The sequence below is a fragment of the Comamonas resistens genome, from assembly GCF_030064165.1.
In the GTDB taxonomy this organism is placed as follows: Bacteria; Pseudomonadota; Gammaproteobacteria; order Burkholderiales; family Burkholderiaceae_C; genus Comamonas; species Comamonas resistens.
In genome coordinates this window covers 5,027,585-5,048,662 of record NZ_CP125947.1, presented here as the reverse complement: position 1 = coordinate 5,048,662, position 21,078 = coordinate 5,027,585, and the positions used below count along the sequence as shown (strand labels likewise).

General features: G+C 64.9%; 20 protein-coding genes. 19 read left to right on the top strand and 1 reads right to left on the bottom strand.

Going from position 1 to position 21,078, the window contains the following annotated elements; translation table 11 throughout:
• The first annotated feature begins 67 nt into the window (after positions 1–67).
• From QMY55_RS23590 to QMY55_RS23500, 19 genes are all read left to right on the top strand, one after another.
• Positions 68–868, top strand: coding sequence for an aspartate dehydrogenase (locus QMY55_RS23590; RefSeq protein WP_283486506.1), 801 nt, complete (start codon positions 68–70; stop codon positions 866–868).
• Between the two features lie 195 nt (positions 869–1,063).
• Positions 1,064–2,062 carry a Bug family tripartite tricarboxylate transporter substrate binding protein gene (locus tag QMY55_RS23585; protein ID WP_283486505.1) on the top strand — a complete coding sequence of 333 codons (999 nt, stop codon included), beginning with the start codon at positions 1,064–1,066 and terminating at the stop codon, positions 2,060–2,062.
• 95 nt (positions 2,063–2,157) lie between these two features.
• Positions 2,158–2,895, top strand: coding sequence for a 5'-methylthioadenosine/adenosylhomocysteine nucleosidase (locus QMY55_RS23580; RefSeq protein WP_283486504.1), 738 nt, complete (start codon positions 2,158–2,160; stop codon positions 2,893–2,895).
• Positions 2,896–3,237: 342 nt separating this feature from the next.
• On the top strand, positions 3,238–4,014 hold the full coding sequence (locus QMY55_RS23575) for an SDR family oxidoreductase (RefSeq protein WP_283486503.1): 777 nt from the start codon (positions 3,238–3,240) through the stop codon (positions 4,012–4,014).
• Positions 4,015–4,027: 13 nt separating this feature from the next.
• Positions 4,028–4,885, top strand: coding sequence for an IclR family transcriptional regulator (locus tag QMY55_RS23570; protein WP_283486502.1), 858 nt, complete (start codon positions 4,028–4,030; stop codon positions 4,883–4,885).
• A complete protein-coding gene (locus tag QMY55_RS23565; RefSeq protein ID WP_283486501.1) occupies positions 4,878–5,678 on the top strand; it encodes an SDR family oxidoreductase in 801 nt (266 codons plus the stop codon). The genes QMY55_RS23570 and QMY55_RS23565 overlap by 8 nt, the downstream gene beginning before the upstream one ends.
• Positions 5,671–7,365 carry a thiamine pyrophosphate-binding protein gene (locus QMY55_RS23560; RefSeq protein WP_283486500.1) on the top strand — a complete coding sequence of 565 codons (1,695 nt, stop codon included), beginning with the start codon at positions 5,671–5,673 and terminating at the stop codon, positions 7,363–7,365. The genes QMY55_RS23565 and QMY55_RS23560 overlap by 8 nt, the downstream gene beginning before the upstream one ends.
• Positions 7,366–7,376: 11 nt before the next feature.
• Entirely contained in the window at positions 7,377–8,852 is a 1,476-nt protein-coding gene (locus QMY55_RS23555) for an aldehyde dehydrogenase (protein WP_283486499.1), read from the top strand.
• 9 nt (positions 8,853–8,861) lie between these two features.
• The gene (locus QMY55_RS23550; RefSeq protein ID WP_283486498.1) at positions 8,862–9,824 is read left to right on the top strand and encodes a VOC family protein; all 963 of its coding nucleotides are present in this window, start codon (positions 8,862–8,864) and stop codon (positions 9,822–9,824) included.
• A 68-nt stretch (positions 9,825–9,892) separates the two neighbouring features.
• On the top strand, positions 9,893–10,870 hold the full coding sequence (locus QMY55_RS23545) for a Bug family tripartite tricarboxylate transporter substrate binding protein (RefSeq protein ID WP_283486497.1): 978 nt from the start codon (positions 9,893–9,895) through the stop codon (positions 10,868–10,870).
• Positions 10,871–11,040: 170 nt separating this feature from the next.
• A complete protein-coding gene (locus tag QMY55_RS23540) occupies positions 11,041–11,262 on the top strand; it encodes a recombinase-like helix-turn-helix domain-containing protein (RefSeq protein WP_283486496.1) in 222 nt (73 codons plus the stop codon).
• 26 nt (positions 11,263–11,288) lie between these two features.
• Positions 11,289–12,314: an aromatic ring-hydroxylating oxygenase subunit alpha gene (locus QMY55_RS23535; RefSeq protein WP_283486495.1), complete on the top strand. Its 1,026-nt coding sequence runs from the start codon at positions 11,289–11,291 to the stop codon at positions 12,312–12,314.
• Positions 12,311–13,270: a PDR/VanB family oxidoreductase gene (locus tag QMY55_RS23530; RefSeq protein WP_283486494.1), complete on the top strand. Its 960-nt coding sequence runs from the start codon at positions 12,311–12,313 to the stop codon at positions 13,268–13,270. Before QMY55_RS23535 ends, QMY55_RS23530 begins: the two co-directional genes overlap by 4 nt.
• A gap of 34 nt (positions 13,271–13,304) precedes the next feature.
• Positions 13,305–14,360: a porin gene (locus QMY55_RS23525; RefSeq protein WP_283486493.1), complete on the top strand. Its 1,056-nt coding sequence runs from the start codon at positions 13,305–13,307 to the stop codon at positions 14,358–14,360.
• Between the two features lie 151 nt (positions 14,361–14,511).
• Positions 14,512–15,795, top strand: coding sequence for an MFS transporter (locus QMY55_RS23520; protein ID WP_283486492.1), 1,284 nt, complete (start codon positions 14,512–14,514; stop codon positions 15,793–15,795).
• Between the two features lie 302 nt (positions 15,796–16,097).
• Entirely contained in the window at positions 16,098–17,042 is a 945-nt protein-coding gene (locus tag QMY55_RS23515; protein ID WP_283486491.1) for a dihydrodipicolinate synthase family protein, read from the top strand.
• 199 nt (positions 17,043–17,241) lie between these two features.
• Positions 17,242–17,874 carry a TRAP transporter small permease gene (locus tag QMY55_RS23510; protein WP_283486490.1) on the top strand — a complete coding sequence of 211 codons (633 nt, stop codon included), beginning with the start codon at positions 17,242–17,244 and terminating at the stop codon, positions 17,872–17,874.
• 1 nt (position 17,875) lies between these two features.
• On the top strand, positions 17,876–19,141 hold the full coding sequence (locus tag QMY55_RS23505; RefSeq protein WP_283486489.1) for a TRAP transporter large permease: 1,266 nt from the start codon (positions 17,876–17,878) through the stop codon (positions 19,139–19,141).
• 46 nt (positions 19,142–19,187) lie between these two features.
• Positions 19,188–20,180 (top strand): TRAP transporter substrate-binding protein, encoded by a 993-nt coding sequence (locus QMY55_RS23500; protein WP_283486488.1) that lies wholly within the window; start codon positions 19,188–19,190, stop codon positions 20,178–20,180.
• A gap of 71 nt (positions 20,181–20,251) precedes the next feature.
• Here the strand turns inward: QMY55_RS23500 and QMY55_RS23495 are convergent, their stop codons facing one another.
• Positions 20,252–20,959: a GntR family transcriptional regulator gene (locus QMY55_RS23495; RefSeq protein WP_283486487.1), complete on the bottom strand. Its 708-nt coding sequence runs from the start codon at positions 20,957–20,959 to the stop codon at positions 20,252–20,254.
• Between the last annotated feature and the right edge of the window lie 119 nt (positions 20,960–21,078).

The window sequence follows — 21,078 nt, the reverse complement described above, 5'->3', positions numbered from 1 at the left end:
TGGCTGCTGCAAGGCAATCATGGATACGCTTTCACGCCGGGCCAGCGTATTTTTCAGGAAGTGTGAGATGAAAAATATTGCATTGATTGGTTGCGGCGCGATCGGCTCCAGCGTTCTGGAGTTGCTGAGCGGCGATGCCCGGCTGCAGGTGCGTTGGGTGCTGGTGCCCGAGGCCAGCGCTGCGATCCAGCAGACGGTGGCCCGTCTGGCTCCGCAGGCGCAGATCCTGCCAGCCCTGCCCGCCGATGCCCGGCCCGATCTGCTGGTGGAGTGCGCGGGCCACAGCGCCATCGAAGAGCATGTGCTGCCGGCGCTGGCGCGCGGCATTCCCACGGTGGTGGCTTCGATCGGCGCTTTGAGTGCCCCCGGCATGGCCGAGCGCGTGCAGGCGGCGGCCGAGGCCGGCCAGACCCAGGTGCAGCTGCTGTCCGGCGCCATCGGCGGCATCGACGCACTGGCCGCGGCCCGCGTGGGCGGGCTGGACTCGGTGGTCTACACGGGCCGCAAGCCGCCCAAGGCCTGGAGCGGCACGCCGGCCGAGCAGGCCTGCGATCTGGGGGCCTTGACCGAAGCCTTCTGCATCTTCGAAGGCACGGCCCGCGAAGCGGCCCAGCTCTATCCCAAGAATGCCAATGTGGCGGCCACGCTGTCGCTGGCGGGCCTGGGCCTGGACAAGACCATGGTGCGCCTGTTCGCCGACCCGGCCGTCGATGAAAACGTGCACCACGTCGAGGCGCGCGGCGCTTTCGGCGCCATGGAGCTGACCATGCGCGGCAAGCCGCTGGCGGCCAACCCCAAGACCTCGGCGCTGACCGTGTACAGCGTGGTGCGCGCCGTGCTCAACAACGTGGCTTCCCTGGCCATCTGACCCGTTCCAGCCATGCGCCGTGCCGGTGGCATCGGTCTTGCTTGCGTGTTTGCAAAAGTGCGCGCAAGCACCGCCCATCTGAGCATGGCATCCATGGTGTCATGCCTTTGCCCGCCGGCCTTTGCGCTGCATCAAGCCCGATGCGCACCGGCCTCCGGCTCTTCTGAAATTTCCGTTCTCCCTGGAGACAAGACCATGCAACGTTCCGCCTTCCTCAAGTCCTGCCTGGCGCTGGCCTGCAGCGCCGCGCTGTCCGCCGCCATGTCCCCCGCGTACGCGGCCGGTGCCGCCGAGCAACTGTCCAGCGGCCAGTTCACCATCATTGCGCCGTTCCCCGCCGGCGGCGCGGTGGACATCCTCTCGCGCATCCTGGCCACGGGCCTGACCGAGGAGTACAAGCAGGCCGCCATCGTGGACAACCGCCCCGGTGCCAACGGCAACATCGGCATCGACATGGTCAAGCGCGCCAAGCCCGACGGCCACACGCTGCTTGTCGTGCCCCAGGGCAACCTGACCATCAACCCCACGCTGATGCCCAAGCTGCCCTACAACGTGTTCGGCGACTTCGTGCCCGTGGCATCCATGGGGCGTGCGGCCAATGTCATCGTCGTCAATCCCCAGGTGCCGGCCAAGACCATCCAGGAGCTGGTGGCACTGTCCAAATCCAAGCCCGATTCGATCAGCTACGCCTCGCCGGGCGTGGGCTCCAGCCTGCACCTGGCCGGCGAGCTGTTCAAGGACAAGTCGGGTGCCGACATCATGCACGTGGCCTACAAGGGCTCGGGCCAGGGCCTGAACGATGCCCTGGGCGGCACCATCCCCATGCTGATCGCCAACATGCCCACCGTGCTGCCCCATGTGCAGTCGGGCAAGCTGCGCGCTCTGGCCGTGACCGATGCCACGCGTTCGGGCTTTTTGCCCAATGTGCCGACCCTGGCCGAGGCCGGCATTCCGGGCATTGCCGTTTCGTCCTGGTATGGCGTGCTGGCGCCCAAGAACACGCCTCCCGAAGTGGTCAAGCAGCTGGCCGAGGACATCGACAAGGTCATGAAGACCCAGGCCGCGCAGAACCAGCTCAAGTCCCAGGGCATGACCCCCTGGGTGGTCAAGGGCGATGCCTTTGGCGAGCTGATCCGCAAGGAGACCGCGCTGTGGGCGCCCGTGGTCAAGAGCCACCACATCGTGGCGCAGTAAACCCTCATGCTCTAATCGCGCTCTTGCGCTACGAAGCAAAGCGGCCTTGTGCCGCTTTTGTCTTTTCCCTCCCTCGCTCCGGAATCACGACACCCATGACGATTGCCATTCTCAGTGCTCTTGCCGAAGAACAACACGGCCTGGTGGACGCCATGGAAGGCATGCAAGGCCAGCGCCATGCGGGGCGCGACTTCTGGCTGGGCCGGCTGCATGGGCATGAGGTGGTGTGCGCGCTGTCGGGCATAGGCAAGGTGGCTGCGGCCACCACCACGGCGGCGCTGATCGAGCGCTTTGGCGTGCGCGCCATCGTGTTCACGGGCGTGGCTGGCGGCATAGGACAGGGCGTGAACGTGGGCGACGTGGTGATCGCGCGGCAGTTCATGCAGCACGACATGGACGCCTCGCCGATCTTTCCGCGTTGGGAAATGCCGGGATATGGCTGCAGCACCCTGGCCTGCGATGGCGCGATGACGGACCGCCTGGTGCAGGCGGCAGCCTCCGCGGTCCAGGCCGGTATCGTGGCCTCCCACGCGTCGGCCCGCTTGCATGAGGGGCTGATCGCCAGCGGCGACCAGTTCGTCAGTTCGCGCCAGGCCAGCGACCGCCTGCGTACCGAGCTGCAGGCCGCGAGCCACCATGTGCTGGCCGTGGAGATGGAGGGAGCTGCCGTGGCCCAGGCCTGCTTCGACTATGGCGTGCCGTTTGCGGCCATGCGCACCATCTCGGACCGCGCCGACGACAGCGCCCATGTGGACTTCTCCACGTTCGTGCGCACCGTGGCCAGCCGCTATGCCCAGCTGGTGGTGTCGGACTTTCTGCGCCAGATGCCTTGAAGGTTCGGGCTGGCGGCTGATTTTTTGATAGCTGCTGGCGCCCATTCCATATGAATCCTGGATGGCTTTTTGCATAAAGCCAGGTACGGGTGCGCGTTGCTAGCTATCAAATCGGGATACCTCCAATCCCTGTCTGGCCTGCCGCCCGATGGCCGGTGGCTTCATGGATGACAACCTCTTTCCCAACCGCGCTGGCCGCGGTTTTTTTTTCGCCTGTTCGGTTGGTTATTTTTTGTATCTCTTGCGGGTTTTCCCTTGTTATGACCCAAAAAGATCGTCACTAAACTGCCATCTGTTTCAAGAAAAAAGTGTCATTTCATATTTGAAACAAAGCAGATCAGGATGACCATGAACACCACGCATTCCACCGGGCCGCTCGCAGGGCGCCGGATCCTCGTCACCGGCGCCGCGCGCGGCCTGGGTTTTGCCTTTGCACAGACGCTGTGCACGCAGGGCGCACAGGTCGTGCTGGCCGATCTGCGTGAAGAGCTGCTGGCCCAGGCCGTGGAGCAGTTGCGTGCCAAGGGCCTGCAAGCCCATGGCGTGGCCTTCGATGCCGGCAACCCTGACTCCATCGCGCATTGCGCGCAGCAGGCGGTGCAAGCCCTGGGCGGGCTCGACGGTCTGGTCAACAACGCCGCCGTCACCGACTCGGGCGGCAAGGGCATGGACGACATCGCGCTCGAGAAGTGGGACCAGGTGATGAGCGTCAACGTGCGCGGCGTCTGGCTGATGACGCGCGCCTGCCGTGCCGCACTGCGTGACAGCGGTCGTGGCGCCGTGGTCAACCTGGCTTCCGACACCGCGCTGTGGGGCGCGCCCAACCTGATGGCCTACGTGGCCAGCAAGGGCGCCGTCATGGCCATGACCCATGCCATGGCCCGTGAAATGGGCGGCGACAACGTCACCGTCAACGCCGTGGCGCCCGGCCTGGTGCTGGTGGAAGCCACCGAGTACGTGCCCGAGCACCGCCACCGCCTCTACATCGACCAGCGCGCGCTGCAGCGCGAGCAGGGCCCAGAGGATGTCTCGGGCGCCGTGTCCTATCTGCTGTCGGATGGCGCACGCTTCGTGACGGGCCAGGTGCTGCCCGTCAACGGCGGCTTCGTCATGAACTGAGCGCAGACCAGTCATGAGCGACAACGACAACGTCTTGGCCGACGGCGGCTCCGAAAAGTACATGGTGCCCGCGCTGGAGCGCGGCCTGCGCCTGCTGCAGGAGTTCGGCCGCGACAACGCCACGCTGGGCGCGCCCGAGCTGGCGCGCCGCTTGCAACTGCCGCGCGCCACGGTGTTCCGCATGCTCAACACGCTGGAGAGCATGGGCTTTCTGCAGCGCGCCGAGGGCGGCAACGACTACCGGCTGGGCCTGTCCGTGCTGCGCCTGGGCTTCGAGTTCCTGTCCTCCATGGACCTGACCGAGCTGGGCCAGCCCGTGATCGCGCGGCTGTGCGATGAAATCCGCTTCCCCTGCAACATCGTGGTGCGTGACGGCCGCTCCATCGTCTACGTGGCCAAGGTCACGCCGCCGACGCCGCTGACCAGCTCGGTGCGCGTGGGCACGCGGCTGCCCGCCCATGCCACGCTGCTGGGCCGCATCCTGCTGGCCGACCTGTCGCTGCCGGAGCTGCGCGCCCTCTACCCCGAAGAGCACCTGGAAGGCCATTCGCCCAATACGCCAAAGACCGTGATCGAGCTCTTCGATCTGGTTCAGTCCGATCGCGAGCGCGGCCATGTGGCGGGTGCCGGTTTCTACGAAAGCTCGATCTCCACCATCGCCGCGCCCGTGCGCGACCACAGCGGCCGCGTCATCGCGGCCCTGGGCGTGACCCTGGCCTCGGCCCAGATCGATCCCGAGCGCCAGACGGAGCTGGTGCCGCGTGTCTGCGCCGCGGCCGACGAGCTGTCGGAGCTGCTCAACTACCGGCCGCAGTCCAGCGCGCAGGTTCTGTCCATCACTTCACGGCGCGCAGGAGGCGGCCATGCATGATTTCAAACTCGACGCCACGGCCGTCGTCACCGGCGGCTCTTCGGGCATAGGTCTGGCCACCGTGGAGCTGCTGCTGGCCCAGGGCGCACGCGTGGCCCTGTGCGGCCGCAATCCCGAGCGTCTGGAGCAGGCCGTACAGCATCTGCTGCAAATCCATCCCACGGCGCGCGAGCGCCTGTTCGCCCAGGCCTGCGATGTGCTCGATGCCGGGCAGGTGCAGCAGTTCGCGCGCGCCAGCGAAGCGGCGCTGGGACCGGCTTCCATCCTCGTCAACAACGCCGGCCAGGGCCGTGTCTCGACCTTCGAGAACACCACGGACGAGGCCTGGACCGAGGAGCTGCACCTGAAGTTCTTCTCGGTGCTGCATCCCACGCGTGCCTTTCTGCCGCAGCTCGAGCGCGGCGAGGATTCGGCCATCGTCTGCGTGAACTCGCTGCTGGCCTCCCAGCCCGAGCCGCACATGGTTGCCACCTCGGCCGCGCGCGCCGGCCTCAAGAACCTGGTGCGCTCCATGGCCACCGAGTTCGCGCCCAAGGGCGTGCGCGTCAACGGCATTCTGGTCGGCCTGATCGAGTCCGGCCAGTGGCGCCGCCGCTTTGAGGCCCGCGAGGACAAGAGCCAGACCTGGGAGCAGTGGAGCGGTGCGCTCGCAAGCACAAAACACATCCCCATGGGCCGTCTGGGCAAGCCTGCCGAGGCCGCACGCGCCATTTTCTTTCTTGCCACGCCGCTGTCTTCGTACACGACGGGCAGCCATATCGATGTTTCCGGAGGCCATTCACGCCATGCCTAAGCCAAACCAAATTACCGTGGGCGCCGCCGTCGCCGAATTCCTCGAGCATTGCAATGTCAAGGCTGCCTTCGGGGTGATCTCCATCCACAACATGCCCATCCTCGACGCGATGTTCGCGCGCGGCAAGCTGCGCTTTGTGATGGCGCGCGGCGAGGCCGGCGCCGGCAACATGGCCGACGCCTGCGCTCGCTCCACCTCCAGCCTGGGCGTGTGCATCACCAGCACCGGCCCGGCCTCGGGCAACATCGCCGGCAGCCTGGTCGAGGCCTACACCGCCGGCACGCCGCTCTTGCACATCACCGGCCAGATCGAGACCCAGTACCTGGACAAGAAGCTGTCGTACATCCACGAGGCGCCGGACCAGCTGACCATGCTCAAGGCCGTCTCCAAGGCCGCCTTCCGCGTGCTGAGCGCCGAGACCTGCCTGTCCACGCTGAAGGCCGCGGTGCAGGCCGCGATGACCGCGCCCACCGGCCCGGTGAGCGTCGAGATCCCGATCGACATCCAGCAGAGCGTGATCGACATGCCCGGCGACTGGTCGCCGCTGCCGGTGCCCGTGCTGGCGCCGAGCGAGGCTTCGCTGGACGCGCTGGCCGACACGCTGGCCAAGGCCCGGCGCCCGCTGCTGTGGCTGGGCGGCGGCGCGCGCCACGCCGGCGCGGCCGTGCAGCGCCTGAAGGCCATGGGCTTCGGCATCGTCAGCACCGGCCAGGGCCGCGGCATCGTGCCCGAGGACGACCCGGCGACGCTGGGCGCCTACAACATCCAGAAGCCCGTCGAGGCCTTCTACCAGCGCTGCGACGCCATGCTGGCCGTGGGCACGCGCCTGCGCAGCAACGAGACGCTGAAGTACGAACTCAAGCTGCCGCGCCCGCTGCTGCGCATCGACGTGGACGCCGCCCAGCAGGGCCGCTGCTACATGGATGACGGCTTCGTCTGCGGCGACTCGGCCCTGGCCCTGAACGGCCTGGCCGATCGCCTGGAAAAGCGCGGCTACAAGGCCGACCCCGAGCTGCTGGCCGATCTGCGCCGCACGCACGACGAAGTCGTCGCCACCATGCGCGACGGCCTGGGCCCGTACAGCGCCCTGGTGCAGCAGCTGCAGCAGGTGGTGGGCCGCAACTTCAACTGGGTGCGCGACGTGACCGTCTCCAACAGCACCTGGGGCAACCGCGAGCTGCGCTTCTTCGAGCCCAACGCCGGCGTGCACGCCACGGGCGGCGGCATCGGCATGGGCATGCCCATGGCCATCGGTGCGGCCATCGGCGCGGCCGAAAGCGGCTCGGGCCGCAAGACCCTGGGCCTGGCCGGCGACGGCGGCTTCATCCTGAACCTGGGCGAACTCGCCACCCTGGTGCAGGAAGAGTGCGACACCCTGATCGTGCTGATGAACGACCAGCGCTATGGCGTGATCCAGAACATCCAGGACGCCTCCTACGGCGGCCGCCGCTGCTATGTGGAGCTGCACACGCCCGACTACGCCCAGTTGTGCGCGTCCATCAAGCTGCCCCATGCCCGCGTGAGCAATCTCGACGAGCTGCCCGCCGTGCTGGATGGCGCCTGGAGCAGGAAGGGCCCGTTCCTGCTGGAGATCGACATGCGCGCCATCGGCAGCTTCAAGACCACGTTCTCGGGCCCTCCGGTGAACAAGCTCGACCAGATCCCGGCCACCACCAAGGTTCAGTGAGGAGTTGCACCATGGCCAACCTAGAACTGCTCCCCATCAATATCGCTGGCGAATGGCGCCTGGGCGGCGGCGACGAGTCCGCCACGCTCTACCCCGCGACCGGCGAAATCGTGGGCCGCCTGCGCGCCCCCAGCCTGGCGGATGTCGAAGAAGCCATCCAGAAGGCCGACCAGGCCTTCCGCACCAGCGGCTGGGCCCAGAAGAAGCCGCACGAGCGCGCCGCCGTGCTCTACCGCATTGCGCAGCTGATCCGCGAGCGCGCCGAGCCTCTGGCCCAGCTGCAGCGCCTGGACAACGGCAAGCCCATCAAGGAAACGCGTGCCCTGGTGGCCAGCGCCGCCGGCACCTTCCAGTACTTCGCGGCGGCCTGCGAGACCATGGAGGAGACCCTCACGCCCTCGCGCGGCGACTTCATGACCATGAGCGTCTACGAGCCTATGGGCGTGGTCGCGGCCATCACGCCGTGGAACTCGCCGATTGCCAGCGAGGCGCAGAAGCTCGCTCCCGCGCTGGCGGCCGGCAATGCCGTGGTCGTCAAGCCCGCCGAAGCCACGCCGCTGCTGGCGCTGGAGCTGGCCAGGATCTGCGAAGAGGCCGGCGTGCCCAAGGGCATGGTCAGCGTGCTGCCCGGCCGCGGCTCGGTGATCGGCGACGCCATCACCAAGCACCCGCTGGTCAAGCGCGTGTCGTTCACCGGCGGCACCTCCACCGGCAAGCACATCGCGCGCATCGCGGCCGACAAGATGATGCCCGTCTCGCTGGAGCTGGGCGGCAAGTCGGCGACCATGGTGCTGGAGGACGCCGACCTCGACCACGCCGTCAACGGCGTGCTCTACGGCATCTTCAGCTCCTCGGGCGAATCCTGCATTGCCGGCTCGCGCCTGTTCGTGGCCAGGAACCTGTACGCCGAATTCATGCAGCGCCTGAGCGCCAAGGCCGCCGCGCTGCGCGTGGGCGATCCCGCCGACGAGCGCACCCAGATGGGCCCGCTGATCACGGCCAAGCACCGCGAATCCATCGAGAGCTATGTGCAGCTCGGCCTGTCCGAAGGCGGCCAGCTGCGCACCGGCGGCCATCGCCCCGAGGGCGCGCTGTACGAGCGCGGCTACTACTACCGCCCGACCATCCTCGAAGGCGTGAGCAATACCGACCAGATCTGCCAGCAGGAGATCTTCGGCCCCGTGCTCGTGGCCATGCCCTTCGACAACGAGGACGATCTGCTGGCCCAGGCCAACGACAGCGTCTACGCGCTGGCCGCCGGCATCTGGACGCGCGACTACAAGGCCGCATGGCGCATCGGCCGCGCGGTGCAGGCCGGCACCGTGTGGATCAACACCTACAAGCAGTTCTCCATATCCACGCCGTTCGGCGGCTGGCGCGACAGCGGCCTGGGCCGCGAGAAGGGCCGTATGGGCATCCAGCAGTACATGGAGCAGAAGAGCCTGTACTGGGGCCTCAACGAATCCCCCCTGGCCTGGGCAAATTAAGGAAAGATCATGAGCGTACTGGGCATTGACGAAATCAGCTACGGCGCCGACGACCTGCCGGCCTGCCGCCAGTTCTTTCTCGACTGGGGCCTGAGCCTGGCCGACGAGCAGGCCGACCGGCTGGTGTTCGAAACGCTGAACGGCTGCCGCGTGATCGTGGCCGCCACCAACCACCCCGACCTGCCGCCTGCCATCGAGGCCGGTCCCACGCTGCGCGAAGTGGTCTGGGGCGTGGAGAGCGAAGCCGACCTCGCGCTGTATGCGGACCGCATCCGCGCGCTGCCGGGCTTCGTCCAGGGCAATGGCCGCATCGGCTGCACCGACCCCAACGGCCTGGCCGTGCGCCTGCAGCTCACGCAAAAGCGCGACGTGCAGATGCACAGCGCCGAGTACAACACCTGGGACCGCAAGGGCCGCATCAACCAGGCCAGCCCGGCCTACGAGCGCGCCCAGCCCATCGAGGTCGGCCATGTGGTCTTTTTCGTCAAGGACGTGCAGGCCTGCGAGCGCTTCTACGTGGACAACTTCGGCTTCGCGGCCTCGGACCGCTACCCCGAGCGCGGCGCCTTCCTGCGCACCGCGCCCGACGGCGGCCACCACGACATCTTCCTGCTGCAGCGCCCCGACAAGCACGCCGGCCTGAACCACGTGGCCTTCACGGTGCGCGATATCCACGAGGTCTTCGGCGGCGGCATGCATATCTCGCGCTGCGGCTGGGACACCCAGCTCGGCCCGGGCCGCCACCCCGTGTCGTCGGCCTACTTCTGGTACTTCAAGAACCCGGCCGGCGCGCTGGTCGAGTACTACGCCGACGAGGACCAACTGACGGCCGATTGGCAGCCGCGCGAGTTCGAGCCCGGCCCGACGGTGTTCGCCGAATGGGCGATCGACGGCGGCCTGGACGGCAACACCCGCCGCCAGAAGGGCGCGGGCGCCGCCGACGGCAAGTTCCTGACTGATAAAAAACATTGAGAGACATTGAAAGCACCGGCTGGCCAGTGCTTTCACCCACAACGATTCCACAACCCACGGGCTATTCCATGAAGAACATTCGTCGCCAGGTAGTTATCGCTGCTGCATTGCTGGCTGCAGCCCAGATGTCCGGTTCCGCGCTGGCGCAAGCCTATCCCGCCAAGCCCATCACCATCGTCGTGGCCTATCCGGCCGGTGGCGACACCGATGCCATGGCGCGCCTTTACGCCGAAAAGCTGTCCACGCGCCTGGGCCAGCCCGTGCTGGTGGACAACCGCCCTGGCGCCAGCGGCACCATAGGCACCGTGCATGTGGCCAAGGCCGCACCCGACGGCTACACGCTGCTGCTGGCGCCCAATACCTTTGCGATTGCACAGTTCGTGCTCAAGACCGCCTCGGGCTCGAGCTATGACGTGCTCAATGGCTTCACGCCCATCGTGCAGACCAGCGTGCAGCCCATGTTCCTGGCGACCAGCCAGAACTCGGGCATCAAGGACATCAAGGCTCTGGTGAGCCAGGGCAAGGGCGGCAATCTGACCTATGCCAGCCCCGGCAGCGGCTCGCCCATGCATATCCTGGGCGAGATGTTCAACAAGGCTGCGGGTACCAAGCTCGGCCACATCCCCTACAAAGGCGTGGCGCCGGCCGTCAACGACCTGATCGGCGGCCATGTGCCCACGACCTTCATGACCTGGGGCCCGATCGCGCCTTACGCAGGCACCAAGGTCAACGTGCTGGCCGTGGCCGATGCCCAGCGCAGCCCGCTGGCACCCAACGTGCCCACGATGGGCGAGCTGGGCATCAAGGACGTGGAAGTGTCGGCCTGGCAAGGTCTGTTCGGTCCCAAGGGCATGTCGCCCGAGATCGTCAAGCTGCTGAACACCCAGCTCAATGAAATTCTGAAGATGCCGGATGTGGTCTCCAAGATGGCCACCTTCGGCGCCTTGCCCGCAGGCGGGGAGCCGGCGCGTCTGGCCAAGACCAACGCCGCCGACTACAACCGCTTCGGCAAGCTGATCAAAGACCTCGGCATCCAGGCCGACTGATATGACCCCCCTGAGTCGCTTCGCGCCTTCCCCCCAAGGGGGGACGACACCTTCGGTGCGGGGCGGCCCTTCCTCGGTGTCCCTGAGCTTGGACTGCGCCAGTTCCATGCGCAGCGCTCCGGGCAATGAAATCGAACCACGATTCAAGACAGTTTTCGAAGGAGAGAACCATGGCTGTTGACAGATACCTCGAACCCCACCAGGCCCGCCAGCGTCCCGGCACGCTGTTCGAAGACCTGCTGGGCGACTCCATCGAGCGCGCCTTCGGCGAGGGCGTGCAGACGCTGCCCGAGCTGGTGGCCTATATCAACCGCAGCGGCCCCTCCGGCGAGAACGGCGAGGCCTGGACCGAACAGAGCTTCCAGGCGCTGATGGCGCGCCTGGGAAAGTAGAACCGCGAGCAAGACAGGAGCTCACCATGAACGTACAAACCATCACCATCGATCCGGTGGACCGTCTGCTCAACCAGGGCCTGAAGAACCTCTGGTACGCGGTCTGCCCCTCCGGCTTCGTGAAGACCGAGCCCGTCTCGCTGCGCCGCTTCGGCCGCAAGATCGCGCTGTGGCGCGATGCCGCCGGCCAGGTCCACGCGCTGGAAGACCATTGCCCGCACCGTGGCGCGCCGCTGTCCCAGGGCGTGAACCTGGGCGACCGCCTGGCCTGCCCCTACCACGGCGTGGAAGTGCGCTGCGACGGCACCGTGACCAAGGTGCCCGGCAGCCCCGGCTGCAAGCTTGAAGGCTCGCGCGCGGCGCTGGACTTCCATGTGCACGAGGCCTACGGCGCCATCTTCCTCTACAACAGCGACAAGCATGTGGACGAGGTGCCGGCCTTCACGCTGCCCGAGGAGCTGACCTCGCCCGAGTATTCGAACTTCCTGTGCTATGCCGAGTGGCGCAGCGACTACCGCTACGCGCTGGACAACGTCATGGACCCCATGCATGGCACCTTCCTGCACAAGCAGTCGCACTCCATGGCCGAAGGCGACAGCAAGGCCACTTTCCAGGTGCGCGATACCGAGCACGGCTTCGTGTTCGAGAAGGTCGGCCAGCGCGGCGTGAACTTCGACTGGACCGAGTACGGCGAAACCGGCGTGCAGTGGATGCGCCTGGAGATTCCCTATCCCAAGACCGGCGGTCCCGGCGGCAACTTCGCCATCGTGGCCTGCGTCACGCCCATCAGCGCCGAGCTGTGCTCCGTGTTCTTCTGGCGCTGCCGCAAGGTGGACGGCTGGATGCGCGACACCTGGCGCTTCCTGTACCGCAACCGCCTCGAGGCACGCCACTGGGCCGTGCTGGAGCAGGACCGCATCATGATGGAGCAGATGGAACTCGACGCCAACGCGCGCGAGAACCTCTACCAGCACGACATCGGCCTGGTGCGCTTGCGCCGCCACCTGCGCCGCCAGGCCCAGGAACAGATCGACGAAGGCATCGCATCATGAGCAACACCTTGCAGGCCTTTGTGCACACGCTGCGCTACGAGGCCCAGGACACCATCAGCGTCGAGCTGCGCCCGGTTGACGGCGGCGAGTTTCCGGCCTTCACTGCGGGCTCGCACATCGATCTGCACCTGCCCAACGGGCTGGTGCGCAGCTACTCCCTGTCCAACGACAGCAGCGAGCGCCACCGCTACGTGGTCGGCGTGCTGCGCGACCGCGCCAGCCGCGGCGGCTCGCGCTGCGTGCACGAATCGCTGCGCGTGGGCATGCCCATCACCATCGACGCGCCGCGCAACCACTTCGCGCTCGACGAGAGCGCTACGCATTCGGTGCTGGTGGCCGGCGGCATAGGCATCACGCCCATGCTGTGCATGGCGCGCCGGCTGAAAAGCCAGGGGCATTCGTTCGAGATGCTGTACTTTGCGCGTGAGCGCAAGAGCGCGGCCTTCCTCGACGAGCTCAAGGCCCTGGGCATGCCGCTGCATCTGCACTTCGACGCCGAGGCTGGCGGACCGCCCGACCTGCGCGCACTGCTGGCGCAGCGCTCGCCCGACGCGGGCCTGCACCACTACGCCTGCGGCCCGACGCCCATGCTGGACGCCTTCGAGAAGCTCTGCGCCGAGCTGGGCCATGCCAACGCCCATATCGAGCGTTTCACGCCCGTGGAGGTCAAGGCCTCGTCCGATGCCCGTGCCAACTACACGGTGGAGCTCAAGCGCAGCGGCCGCTTCATCCAGATCACGCCCGACAAGTCGCTGCTGGACACCTTGCTGGAGGCCGGCATCGACGTCGACCACAGCTGCTGCGAAGGCGTTTGCGGCTCCTGCGAGACGCGCGTGCTGGAAGGCGTGCCCGACCACCGAGACTCGGTACTGAGCCCCAAGGAACGCGCCAGCAACAAGGTGATGATGGTCTGCGTCTCCGGCTGCAAGAGCGACACCCTGGTTCTAGACATTTGATCCCGCACCAAAACCACACAGAGGAGACATCCCCATGAAAGCATTGTTTATGCCCGTACTCGGCGCGGCACTTGCCGGCCTCGCCGGCACGGCCGTTGCGCAGTCCAAGGTCGAACTCTTCGGCGTCGTCGACGTCGGCGTGGCCCACCTGGGCGGCTCGGGCGCTTCCAAGACCGGCCTGTCCACGGGCGGTGCCAACATCAGCCGCCTGGGCTTTCGCGGCACCGAGGACCTGGGCGGCGGCCTGAAGGCGGGCTTCTGGCTCGAGGCCGGCCTGGACGTGGACAGCGGCGCCGGCAAGGCCGCGGGCGGCAGCCTGAGCTTCAACCGCCGCTCCACCGTGAGCCTGATGGGCAACTGGGGCGAAGTGCGCCTGGGCCGCGACGACTCGGCCACCTTTCTGAACACGCTGATCTTCGATCCCTTCCTGACCAACGGCGTCGGCGGCACGGGTGCCTTCACCATGTTGGGCATTCCGGGCGTTCCCTCGACCGGCGGTGCACCCATCCAGATCAGCAATGCTCTGAGCTATTTCCTGCCCCAGAACCTGGGCGGCTTCTACGGCCAGGCACAGGTGGCATTCGGCGAGCAGCCCAGCAATGCGCCCAACAAGCGCGAGGGCGACTACCGCGGCCTGCGCCTGGGCTACCGCCAGGGCGCGTTCAACGGCGCGCTGGCCACGGGCCGGCTCTACGGTAATACCAGCGACACCAACCTGACCGCGAGCAACGTGGGCCTGTCCTACGACTTCGGCGTGGCCAAGCCCATGCTGCTGTGGGCCACGGAAAGGCGCGGCGGAACCAAGGTCACGGCCGTGCAGCTGGGCGTGACCGCGCCCGTGGGCAACGGCGAAGCCCGCGCCTCCTTCGGCCACTACAACACGTCCAATAGCAATGCGGACTGGAACAAGATCAGCGTGGGCTATGGCTACAACCTCTCCAAGCGCACCCAGGTCTACGGCACCTATGCCTTCCTGAAGAACAAGGGCTCGGCGGCCAAGTCCATCGGCGTGCAGGGCCTGAGCGCTCCTGGCACCACGCCGGGCGGCAACTCCAACGGCCTGGAATTCGGCATCCGCCACTTCTTCTGATCCTGCCCACCGGGCCGGCCGATGCCGGCCCAGGGGTTTTGGCGACAGCACTGCCGCCGCACCGCGCGCCCGCCAGGACGTGCGCCCTGGCGGGGCCGGCGGGTGCCGGTCCCGGCTTTTCACTTTCTTCAATGCTAGCCGGACCCACATCATGAAAGACTCACGCTCGTTGCGCTGGTGGGGCGTGGTCACGCTGTTCGTGATCGTCGCCATCTCCTATGTGGATCGGATCAATATCTCGGTCCTGATCACCGACCGCGACTTCCTGTCGCACATCGGCCTCACTCCCGATGACCGAACGCGCCAGGGCCTGCTGGCCACGGCCTTCATGGTGGGCTACGGTGTTTCCTCCTTTGTGCTCACACCTTTCTGCGCTGCGCTGTTCGGCGTGCGCCGCAGCCTGTTTGGCGGTTTGCTGCTGTGGGGCGTGGTCACCTTTCTGTCCCCGGCCATGAGCAGCTACGGGTTGCTGCTGGCTTCACGCGTGCTGCTGGGCGTATCCGAGGGGCCGCTGTTCTCGCTGGCCGGCAGCTACATCAAGGCGCATTTCGAGAGCCGCGAAAACGGAAAGCCCAATTCGCTGGTCAATATGGGCACGGGTCTGGGTCTGGCCGTAGGCTATCCCTTTGTCGGCTATCTGGTCGTGGGCCACAACTGGGATACCTCCTTCCATGTGCTGGGCCTGATCAATGTGCTGCTAGGCCTGCCGCTGGTCTGGGCCTTCATCCGCATGCCCAAGGTGGAGACCGGCATGCCCAAGCCCCAGTCGGTGGGCGAGGCGGTGGGCCAGGTCGGTCAGATCGTGCGCGGCGCCATGCACACGCGCTATCTGTGGCTGATCACCATTCTCACGGCGGCCTTTCTGTCCTATCTCTGGGGCAGCAGCAACTGGCTGCCCGCCTACCTCAAGGAGTCGCGCGGCTTCTCCATGCGCGAGATGGGCTGGCTGGCCTCGCTGCCGCAATACGCGAGTGTGGCGGCGGTCTTCGTGGGCGGCATGATCATCGACCGCATCGCGCGCCGCCAGGTGCCGCTGATCTTCGTCTTCGGCAGCATCGGCGTGGCCGCTGCCGTGTGGCTGGCCATCCACATGGAGGACCGCTATGCCGCGGCCTACTGCCTGATTGCGGCCAACTTCTGCTGGGGCCTGATGAGCCCGGCCATCCCGAGCACCGTGCAATACTGCGCGCGCCCCGAGCATGTGGCCAGTGCCTACGGCGTGGTCAACGGCGCGGGCAGCCTGGTGGCGGGTTTCATGCCGGCCATCATGGGCGCGGTGATCGGTGCGCTCTCGGCCCACGGCGGCGTGGGTGCAGGTTTCTTTGCCGGCTTTGCGGCGCTGATCGGTACGCAGGTGATTGTGATGCTGTGCGGCATCGTGCTCTGGGTGCGCGAGCGCGGCGCGACGACGTCATCATATAAAAGGAGCGCCTAGCGCTCATTTTGCTTAGATTTCAAGGTTGTTTGAGCTTGAAGTGCTTGCCAGGCAAGCGCATCAAGCTCATTTTTTTATGGCGGTCTGCTGCAGCCATCTTCGCTTGCGCCAACGCACTTTGTTGCAGGCAGAGTGGTGCATCGAAGCAAATATCCAGGAGAACCCTATTGCACAAGCCCAGGTGGCCGCTTAATCTTCACTTCAAAATATCTTAAATATATTTACAGTCTATTTAAGAGCAAAGCATGCACCGTTCAACGGGGAGCGGTGTTTTCAGGCGGTTTTTTTACAAGGGTAGTTTTATGAACACAAACATCTTTACCGGCACTATTCCTGCGCTCATGACGCCGTGCACCGCACAAGGCACGCCTGACTACGACGCGCTGGTCGTCATGGGCAAGGAACTCATGGATGCAGGCATGAGCGCCGTGGTGTATTGCGGCTCCATGGGGGACTGGCCCCTGCTGACGGCGGAGCAGCGCCAGGAAGGTGTGGCCAGGCTGGTGGCTGCAGGCATTCCGACTATTGTGGGCACCGGTGCGGTGAACTCTAAAGAAGCCGTGGCTCACGCGGCTCACGCCGCCAAGGTGGGGGCGCAGGGGTTGATGGTGATTCCCCGGGTGCTGTCGCGTGGCACTTCCCTGGCGGCGCAGAAAGCCCATTTCGCCGCTATTTTGGAAGCCGCACCGAAGCTGCCGGCCGTGATCTACAACAGCCCTCACTACGGTTTTGCGACGCGCGCCGATATGTTCTTTGAGCTGCGCGCCAAGTACTCCAACTTGATCGGCTTCAAGGAGTTTGGCGGCGCAGAGGGCCTGCGCTATGCGGCGGAGCACATTACCTCGAAGGACAACGAGGTCACATTGATGGCGGGCGTGGATACTCAGGTGTTCTATGGTTTTGTGAACTGCGGCGCGACGGGCTGCATCACGGGTATCGGCAATGCACTGCCCAAGGAGGTTCTGCTCCTGGTCGAACTGAGCAAAAAAGCAGCCCAGGGCGATGTGCTCGCACGGCGCCAGGCGCAGGAGCTGGATGCGGCCCTGGCTGTGCTGTCGTCCTTCGACGAGGGCACGGATCTGGTTCTGTACTACAAGCACCTGCTGGTTCTCAACGGCAAGAAGGAATACACGCTGCACTTCAATGCAAGCGATGCCTTGACTGACTCGCAGCGCCGGTATGTCGAAGCCCAGTACCAGCTTTTCCGCAACTGGTATGCCGCATGGTCTAAGGATCTGGGTCGTTGATTCTGCGTGATGGGGCTCCCTGCGGGGAGCTTTTTCGGGCATTTGCCCAGGTGCATCTCTTTGAGGCAGGGCTTACGGTTGCGCCGGTTTTCCAGGCAAATACCTATGGGATTGAATGCAAAAATCACTAATATATTTAATATATTTTTGAGTTGTATTCAATTTTCCCACCTCATTTCGTCAAACCTGAAGAACCTATATGGACGATACAACCCGACCCGCTACAGCGACCAAGCCACCGCCATGGATTGTGCGCTGGGTGCTGGATGCTTCTGGTGCGCTGCTGCGTGTGGAACGGCGGCTACTCACCTTCGCCATGTGTTTTTTGACCGCGCTCATTTTGCTCAATGTGGTGACACGCTACAGCGGCATGCCGCTGTATTGGGTGGATGAGGCGGCGGTGTACACCGTGGTCTGGCTCACCTTCATAGGTGCCTCGATCATGACGCGGCTGCGGCTGGATTTCGCGGTGACCATGCTCACCGACAAGTTGAGCCCCTGCAACGCCCGGCGCGCCAAGGTGATCGCCACGGCTGGCGTGCTGTTTTTTTCCTTGGCGCTATTGGCGATGTGCTGGCTTTGGATGGATCCCATCGGTATTGCCAGCAAGGGCTTCGATGCCAAGGAATATGCGGCGGAGTCGTTCAACTTTCTCTATACCGAACATACCCAGACGCTGGAATGGCCGGTCTGGGTGCTGCAGTTGATCATGCCGATCTTCGCGGTCTGCATGAGTCTGCATGCGCTTGCCAATCTGCTGGAAGACATGAACTTCGCCCCCAAGCGCCAGCACCCTGGCTTTGCGGCCACCAACCCAGATGCGGTGAACTGACATGCTGACCTCCATATTCTTTCTCGCGGTCATGATGGTGGGCGTTCCCATCGGCCTCTGTCTTTGCCTTTCGGGGATTTTCTATATCTACAACACCGGAAGCACGGTGTTGCTGCAGTCCTTCCCTTCCCAGATGTTCGGGGGCGTGGACAGCTACGGCCTGATCGCCATTCCGCTCTTTATCCTGATCGGCGAGGTCATGAACAGCGGCGGCATCACACGCCGGCTGGTGGATTTGTCGATGGCCTTCGTGGGCTCCATCAAAGGCGGGCTTGCCTACGTGAATATCCTGGCCAACATGCTGGTGTCCTCCATCATCGGCTCTGCCACGGCGCAGGTGGCCATCATGTCGCAGGTGATGGTGCCGGAGATGGAAAAGCAAGGCTATGACAAGACCTTTGCCGCCGGCTTGACCGTCTATGGCGGCATGCTGGGGCCGATTATTCCGCCCTCGGTGATGTTTGTGGTCTACAGCGTTCTGGCTCAGGTCGCGGTGGGCGATATGCTGGTCGCCGGCATATTGCCGGGCGTTCTACTAACGCTGCTGTTCTTTGCCGTTATTGCCTGCATGGGCGTGATCTACAACTACCCGCGCAGCCCCCGGCGATCCTTGCGCGAACGGGCCAAGACCGTGCTGGTTTCCAGCCCGACGCTGTTGATTCCGCTGGTCATCGTAGGCTCCATCCTCACCGGCTTTGCCAACCCCACGGAGGCTGCCGCCGTGGGCGCGGTCAGCGCAGTGCTGGTCGGTCGCTATGTGACCCGCGAGTTCAAATACGCCGACCTGGGCGCGATCATGCTGCGCTCAGGCATTTACTCGGCCATCGTGCTGTTTCTGGTCGCCGCAGCGGCAGTGTTTTCGTGGTTGCTGATCTACGGCAAGGTGCCTCAGATGGTCGCAGCCTGGGTACAGACCGTGGCGCACGACCCGATTACCTTCCTGCTGCTGGTCAACGTGATTTTGCTGGTCATCGGCACGGTAATCGACGGCATCCCCGGCCTGATCATGACCGCGCCGATTCTTCTGCCTATCGCCACCGAGATCTACCACATCGACCCTCGTCACTTCGGGGTGGTGATCGTCATCAACCTGGTGCTGGGGCTGATGACGCCGCCAGTGGGGTTGAGCTTTTTCGTGGCTTCGGCGGTTACGGGCGCCAAGCCGGGCCCGATGTTCATCGTCACCTTGCCATTCTTCATCATCAGCTGCGTGGCACTTGTCATGCTCTCACTGTTCCCCAGCTTGTCGCTGGGCTTGCTGAACTGATCCGATTCCTGGCCCTGCTTCGTCCCTTCTCTCTACGGAGTTTTTCATGACACTCAATCGACGCCACTTTCTTCAGACCGCAGCGGCGACTGCTGCTCCCCTGGCCTTTGTGACGCCTTCGCGTGCAGCGGCGGCCAAGGAGCTGCGCCTAGGCGTCATCACGCCTGCCGGGCATTCGTGGAACCGCGCGGCGGTGCAGTTTGGCGAAGCTTTGGCGAAAGAAACCAATGGCCGGCTCAAGGTGACCGTTTTCCACTCGGGCCAATTGGGCAATGAGTCGGCCATGATGCAGCAGTTGCAATCCGGTGCGCTGGACATGGGCTGGATCCAGGCCGCAGAGCTGGGAACGCGCGTACCGAGCGTGGCCTCGATCAATGCTCCCTATCTTGTCCGCTCCACCGATGCCGTCGCGAAGCTGGTTAAGACGCCTGCCGCCTTGAAGCTGCTGGATGTGCTGCCGCGCGAGACCGGCTGTGTCGGTCTGGGCTGGGGCATCACCGGCATGCGCGTGGTGTTCTCGAACAAGGAAATCAAGACGCCCAATGACCTCAAGGGCATGAAGCTGCGCATCAATCCGACACCGGTTTACCGTGACTTCTACCAGTACTTCGGAGCCGCGCCGACCCCCATTCCTACACCAGCGGTGTTCGATGCCATGACCAATGGCCAAGTGGATGGGCTGGAGGCGGATGTGGAGCTTTCCTGGAGCCAGCGTTTTGACAAGGTGGCAAAGGTGATGATGCCCATGAATGCGCTGTTCATGCCTGTGGCGCCGCTGTTCTCGGGCCGTATCTGGGCGACGCTGGATGCGAAAGACCGTGACTTGGTGCGTCAGCTGACCAGTCAGGCCCTGGACGGCCAGATCAAGGATATCGTGACGACGGAAGTTGGCCTGCTGGAGAAGCTCAAGAAGGAGTCGATCGCCATCCGCGATATCAGCGCTTTCGACACCAAGCCCGCGATTGATGCCTTCGACAAGATCTGGTTGCCCAAGGCGCCCCAGATTGCAGAATTGCGCGCGGCGGGGGCCAAGCTCTGACCAGGCGGCCATGGCGCTGCCCGGCGTCATGAATAGGGACGGCAGGCCGCGCTTGGAGCGCGGTCTGCCGTTCAGCTTTCGATGATGCGTCTGGCAAAGGCTTCCAGGTAGTCCATCAGCCGGTTGGCGCCGGTGATGGCGGCCGCTTCATCCCCGGTAGAAATGCCCTGGGCCAGCTCAAGATGCGCGAGTGCGCCTTCGAGAATATCGCCTTCGTGCTGGTAGGCGTACCAAAACCGCCTGCATTGCACGATCAGCGGCGTGACGCTTTTGACTGCTGAACGGTTGCGGCTGGCCGTGTGGATGATGACATCAAGCGCATGATCCTCATGCATGTACTCTTCCAGGTTGCCGCGCTTGGCGGCCGCGACCATCTGCTCGGCACATTGAACGATCTCCTGGCGCTGCTGCACCGATGCCCGCCGGGCGGCGCAGGCGGCAAGGAGATTCTCCAGAACCCTGCGTGTCTGGATGACATCCAGGTGCTCCGCCAGATCAATGTTGGACACCAGCAGTCCGCGGCGCGGCTGCTGGACGATCAGGTCGATGGAAATCATGCGCAGCAATGCCTCGCGCACAGGTGTCCTGCCCATGCCGGTGCGTTCTGCCAGCTCAGCCTCGACGATGGGGCTGCCAGGCTCGAGTTGCATGGTTGACAGCATGGTTTCAATGGCGTCGTAGGCAAGGTCTGCGGCACGGCGCTTGATCGCAGGCAAGGCCTTGACTTTTGTTGCAGAGGCCTTTGCACGTGCAGCTGGAGATTTCTTGGGAGTAGGCATCAGAAAAGCATGCTGGCACCAGCGTGTCGCAAGAGCAGAAGTGGCGGGGTTTAATTATATTGGCCCAATATTTGGAGCGCATCACCGGCTTCGTGCTTGGCACAGCCTGTGACAAAGCT

What these genes read in the sequence shown, in the direction of transcription:
- QMY55_RS23590 (WP_283486506.1), top strand. Translation starts at nt 68, where the DNA reads ATGAAAAATATTGCATTGATTGGTTGCGGCGCGATCGGCTCCAGCGTT.
- QMY55_RS23585 (WP_283486505.1), top strand. Translation starts at nt 1,064, where the DNA reads ATGCAACGTTCCGCCTTCCTCAAGTCCTGCCTGGCGCTGGCCTGCAGC.
- QMY55_RS23580 (WP_283486504.1), top strand. Translation starts at nt 2,158, where the DNA reads ATGACGATTGCCATTCTCAGTGCTCTTGCCGAAGAACAACACGGCCTG.
- QMY55_RS23575 (WP_283486503.1), top strand. Translation starts at nt 3,238, where the DNA reads ATGACCATGAACACCACGCATTCCACCGGGCCGCTCGCAGGGCGCCGG.
- QMY55_RS23570 (WP_283486502.1), top strand. Translation starts at nt 4,028, where the DNA reads ATGAGCGACAACGACAACGTCTTGGCCGACGGCGGCTCCGAAAAGTAC.
- QMY55_RS23565 (WP_283486501.1), top strand. Translation starts at nt 4,878, where the DNA reads ATGCATGATTTCAAACTCGACGCCACGGCCGTCGTCACCGGCGGCTCT.
- QMY55_RS23560 (WP_283486500.1), top strand. Translation starts at nt 5,671, where the DNA reads ATGCCTAAGCCAAACCAAATTACCGTGGGCGCCGCCGTCGCCGAATTC.
- QMY55_RS23555 (WP_283486499.1), top strand. Translation starts at nt 7,377, where the DNA reads ATGGCCAACCTAGAACTGCTCCCCATCAATATCGCTGGCGAATGGCGC.
- QMY55_RS23550 (WP_283486498.1), top strand. Translation starts at nt 8,862, where the DNA reads ATGAGCGTACTGGGCATTGACGAAATCAGCTACGGCGCCGACGACCTG.
- QMY55_RS23545 (WP_283486497.1), top strand. Translation starts at nt 9,893, where the DNA reads ATGAAGAACATTCGTCGCCAGGTAGTTATCGCTGCTGCATTGCTGGCT.
- QMY55_RS23540 (WP_283486496.1), top strand. Translation starts at nt 11,041, where the DNA reads ATGGCTGTTGACAGATACCTCGAACCCCACCAGGCCCGCCAGCGTCCC.
- QMY55_RS23535 (WP_283486495.1), top strand. Translation starts at nt 11,289, where the DNA reads ATGAACGTACAAACCATCACCATCGATCCGGTGGACCGTCTGCTCAAC.
- QMY55_RS23530 (WP_283486494.1), top strand. Translation starts at nt 12,311, where the DNA reads ATGAGCAACACCTTGCAGGCCTTTGTGCACACGCTGCGCTACGAGGCC.
- QMY55_RS23525 (WP_283486493.1), top strand. Translation starts at nt 13,305, where the DNA reads ATGAAAGCATTGTTTATGCCCGTACTCGGCGCGGCACTTGCCGGCCTC.
- QMY55_RS23520 (WP_283486492.1), top strand. Translation starts at nt 14,512, where the DNA reads ATGAAAGACTCACGCTCGTTGCGCTGGTGGGGCGTGGTCACGCTGTTC.
- QMY55_RS23515 (WP_283486491.1), top strand. Translation starts at nt 16,098, where the DNA reads ATGAACACAAACATCTTTACCGGCACTATTCCTGCGCTCATGACGCCG.
- QMY55_RS23510 (WP_283486490.1), top strand. Translation starts at nt 17,242, where the DNA reads ATGGACGATACAACCCGACCCGCTACAGCGACCAAGCCACCGCCATGG.
- QMY55_RS23505 (WP_283486489.1), top strand. Translation starts at nt 17,876, where the DNA reads ATGCTGACCTCCATATTCTTTCTCGCGGTCATGATGGTGGGCGTTCCC.
- QMY55_RS23500 (WP_283486488.1), top strand. Translation starts at nt 19,188, where the DNA reads ATGACACTCAATCGACGCCACTTTCTTCAGACCGCAGCGGCGACTGCT.
- QMY55_RS23495 (WP_283486487.1), bottom strand. Translation starts at nt 20,959, where the DNA reads ATGCCTACTCCCAAGAAATCTCCAGCTGCACGTGCAAAGGCCTCTGCA.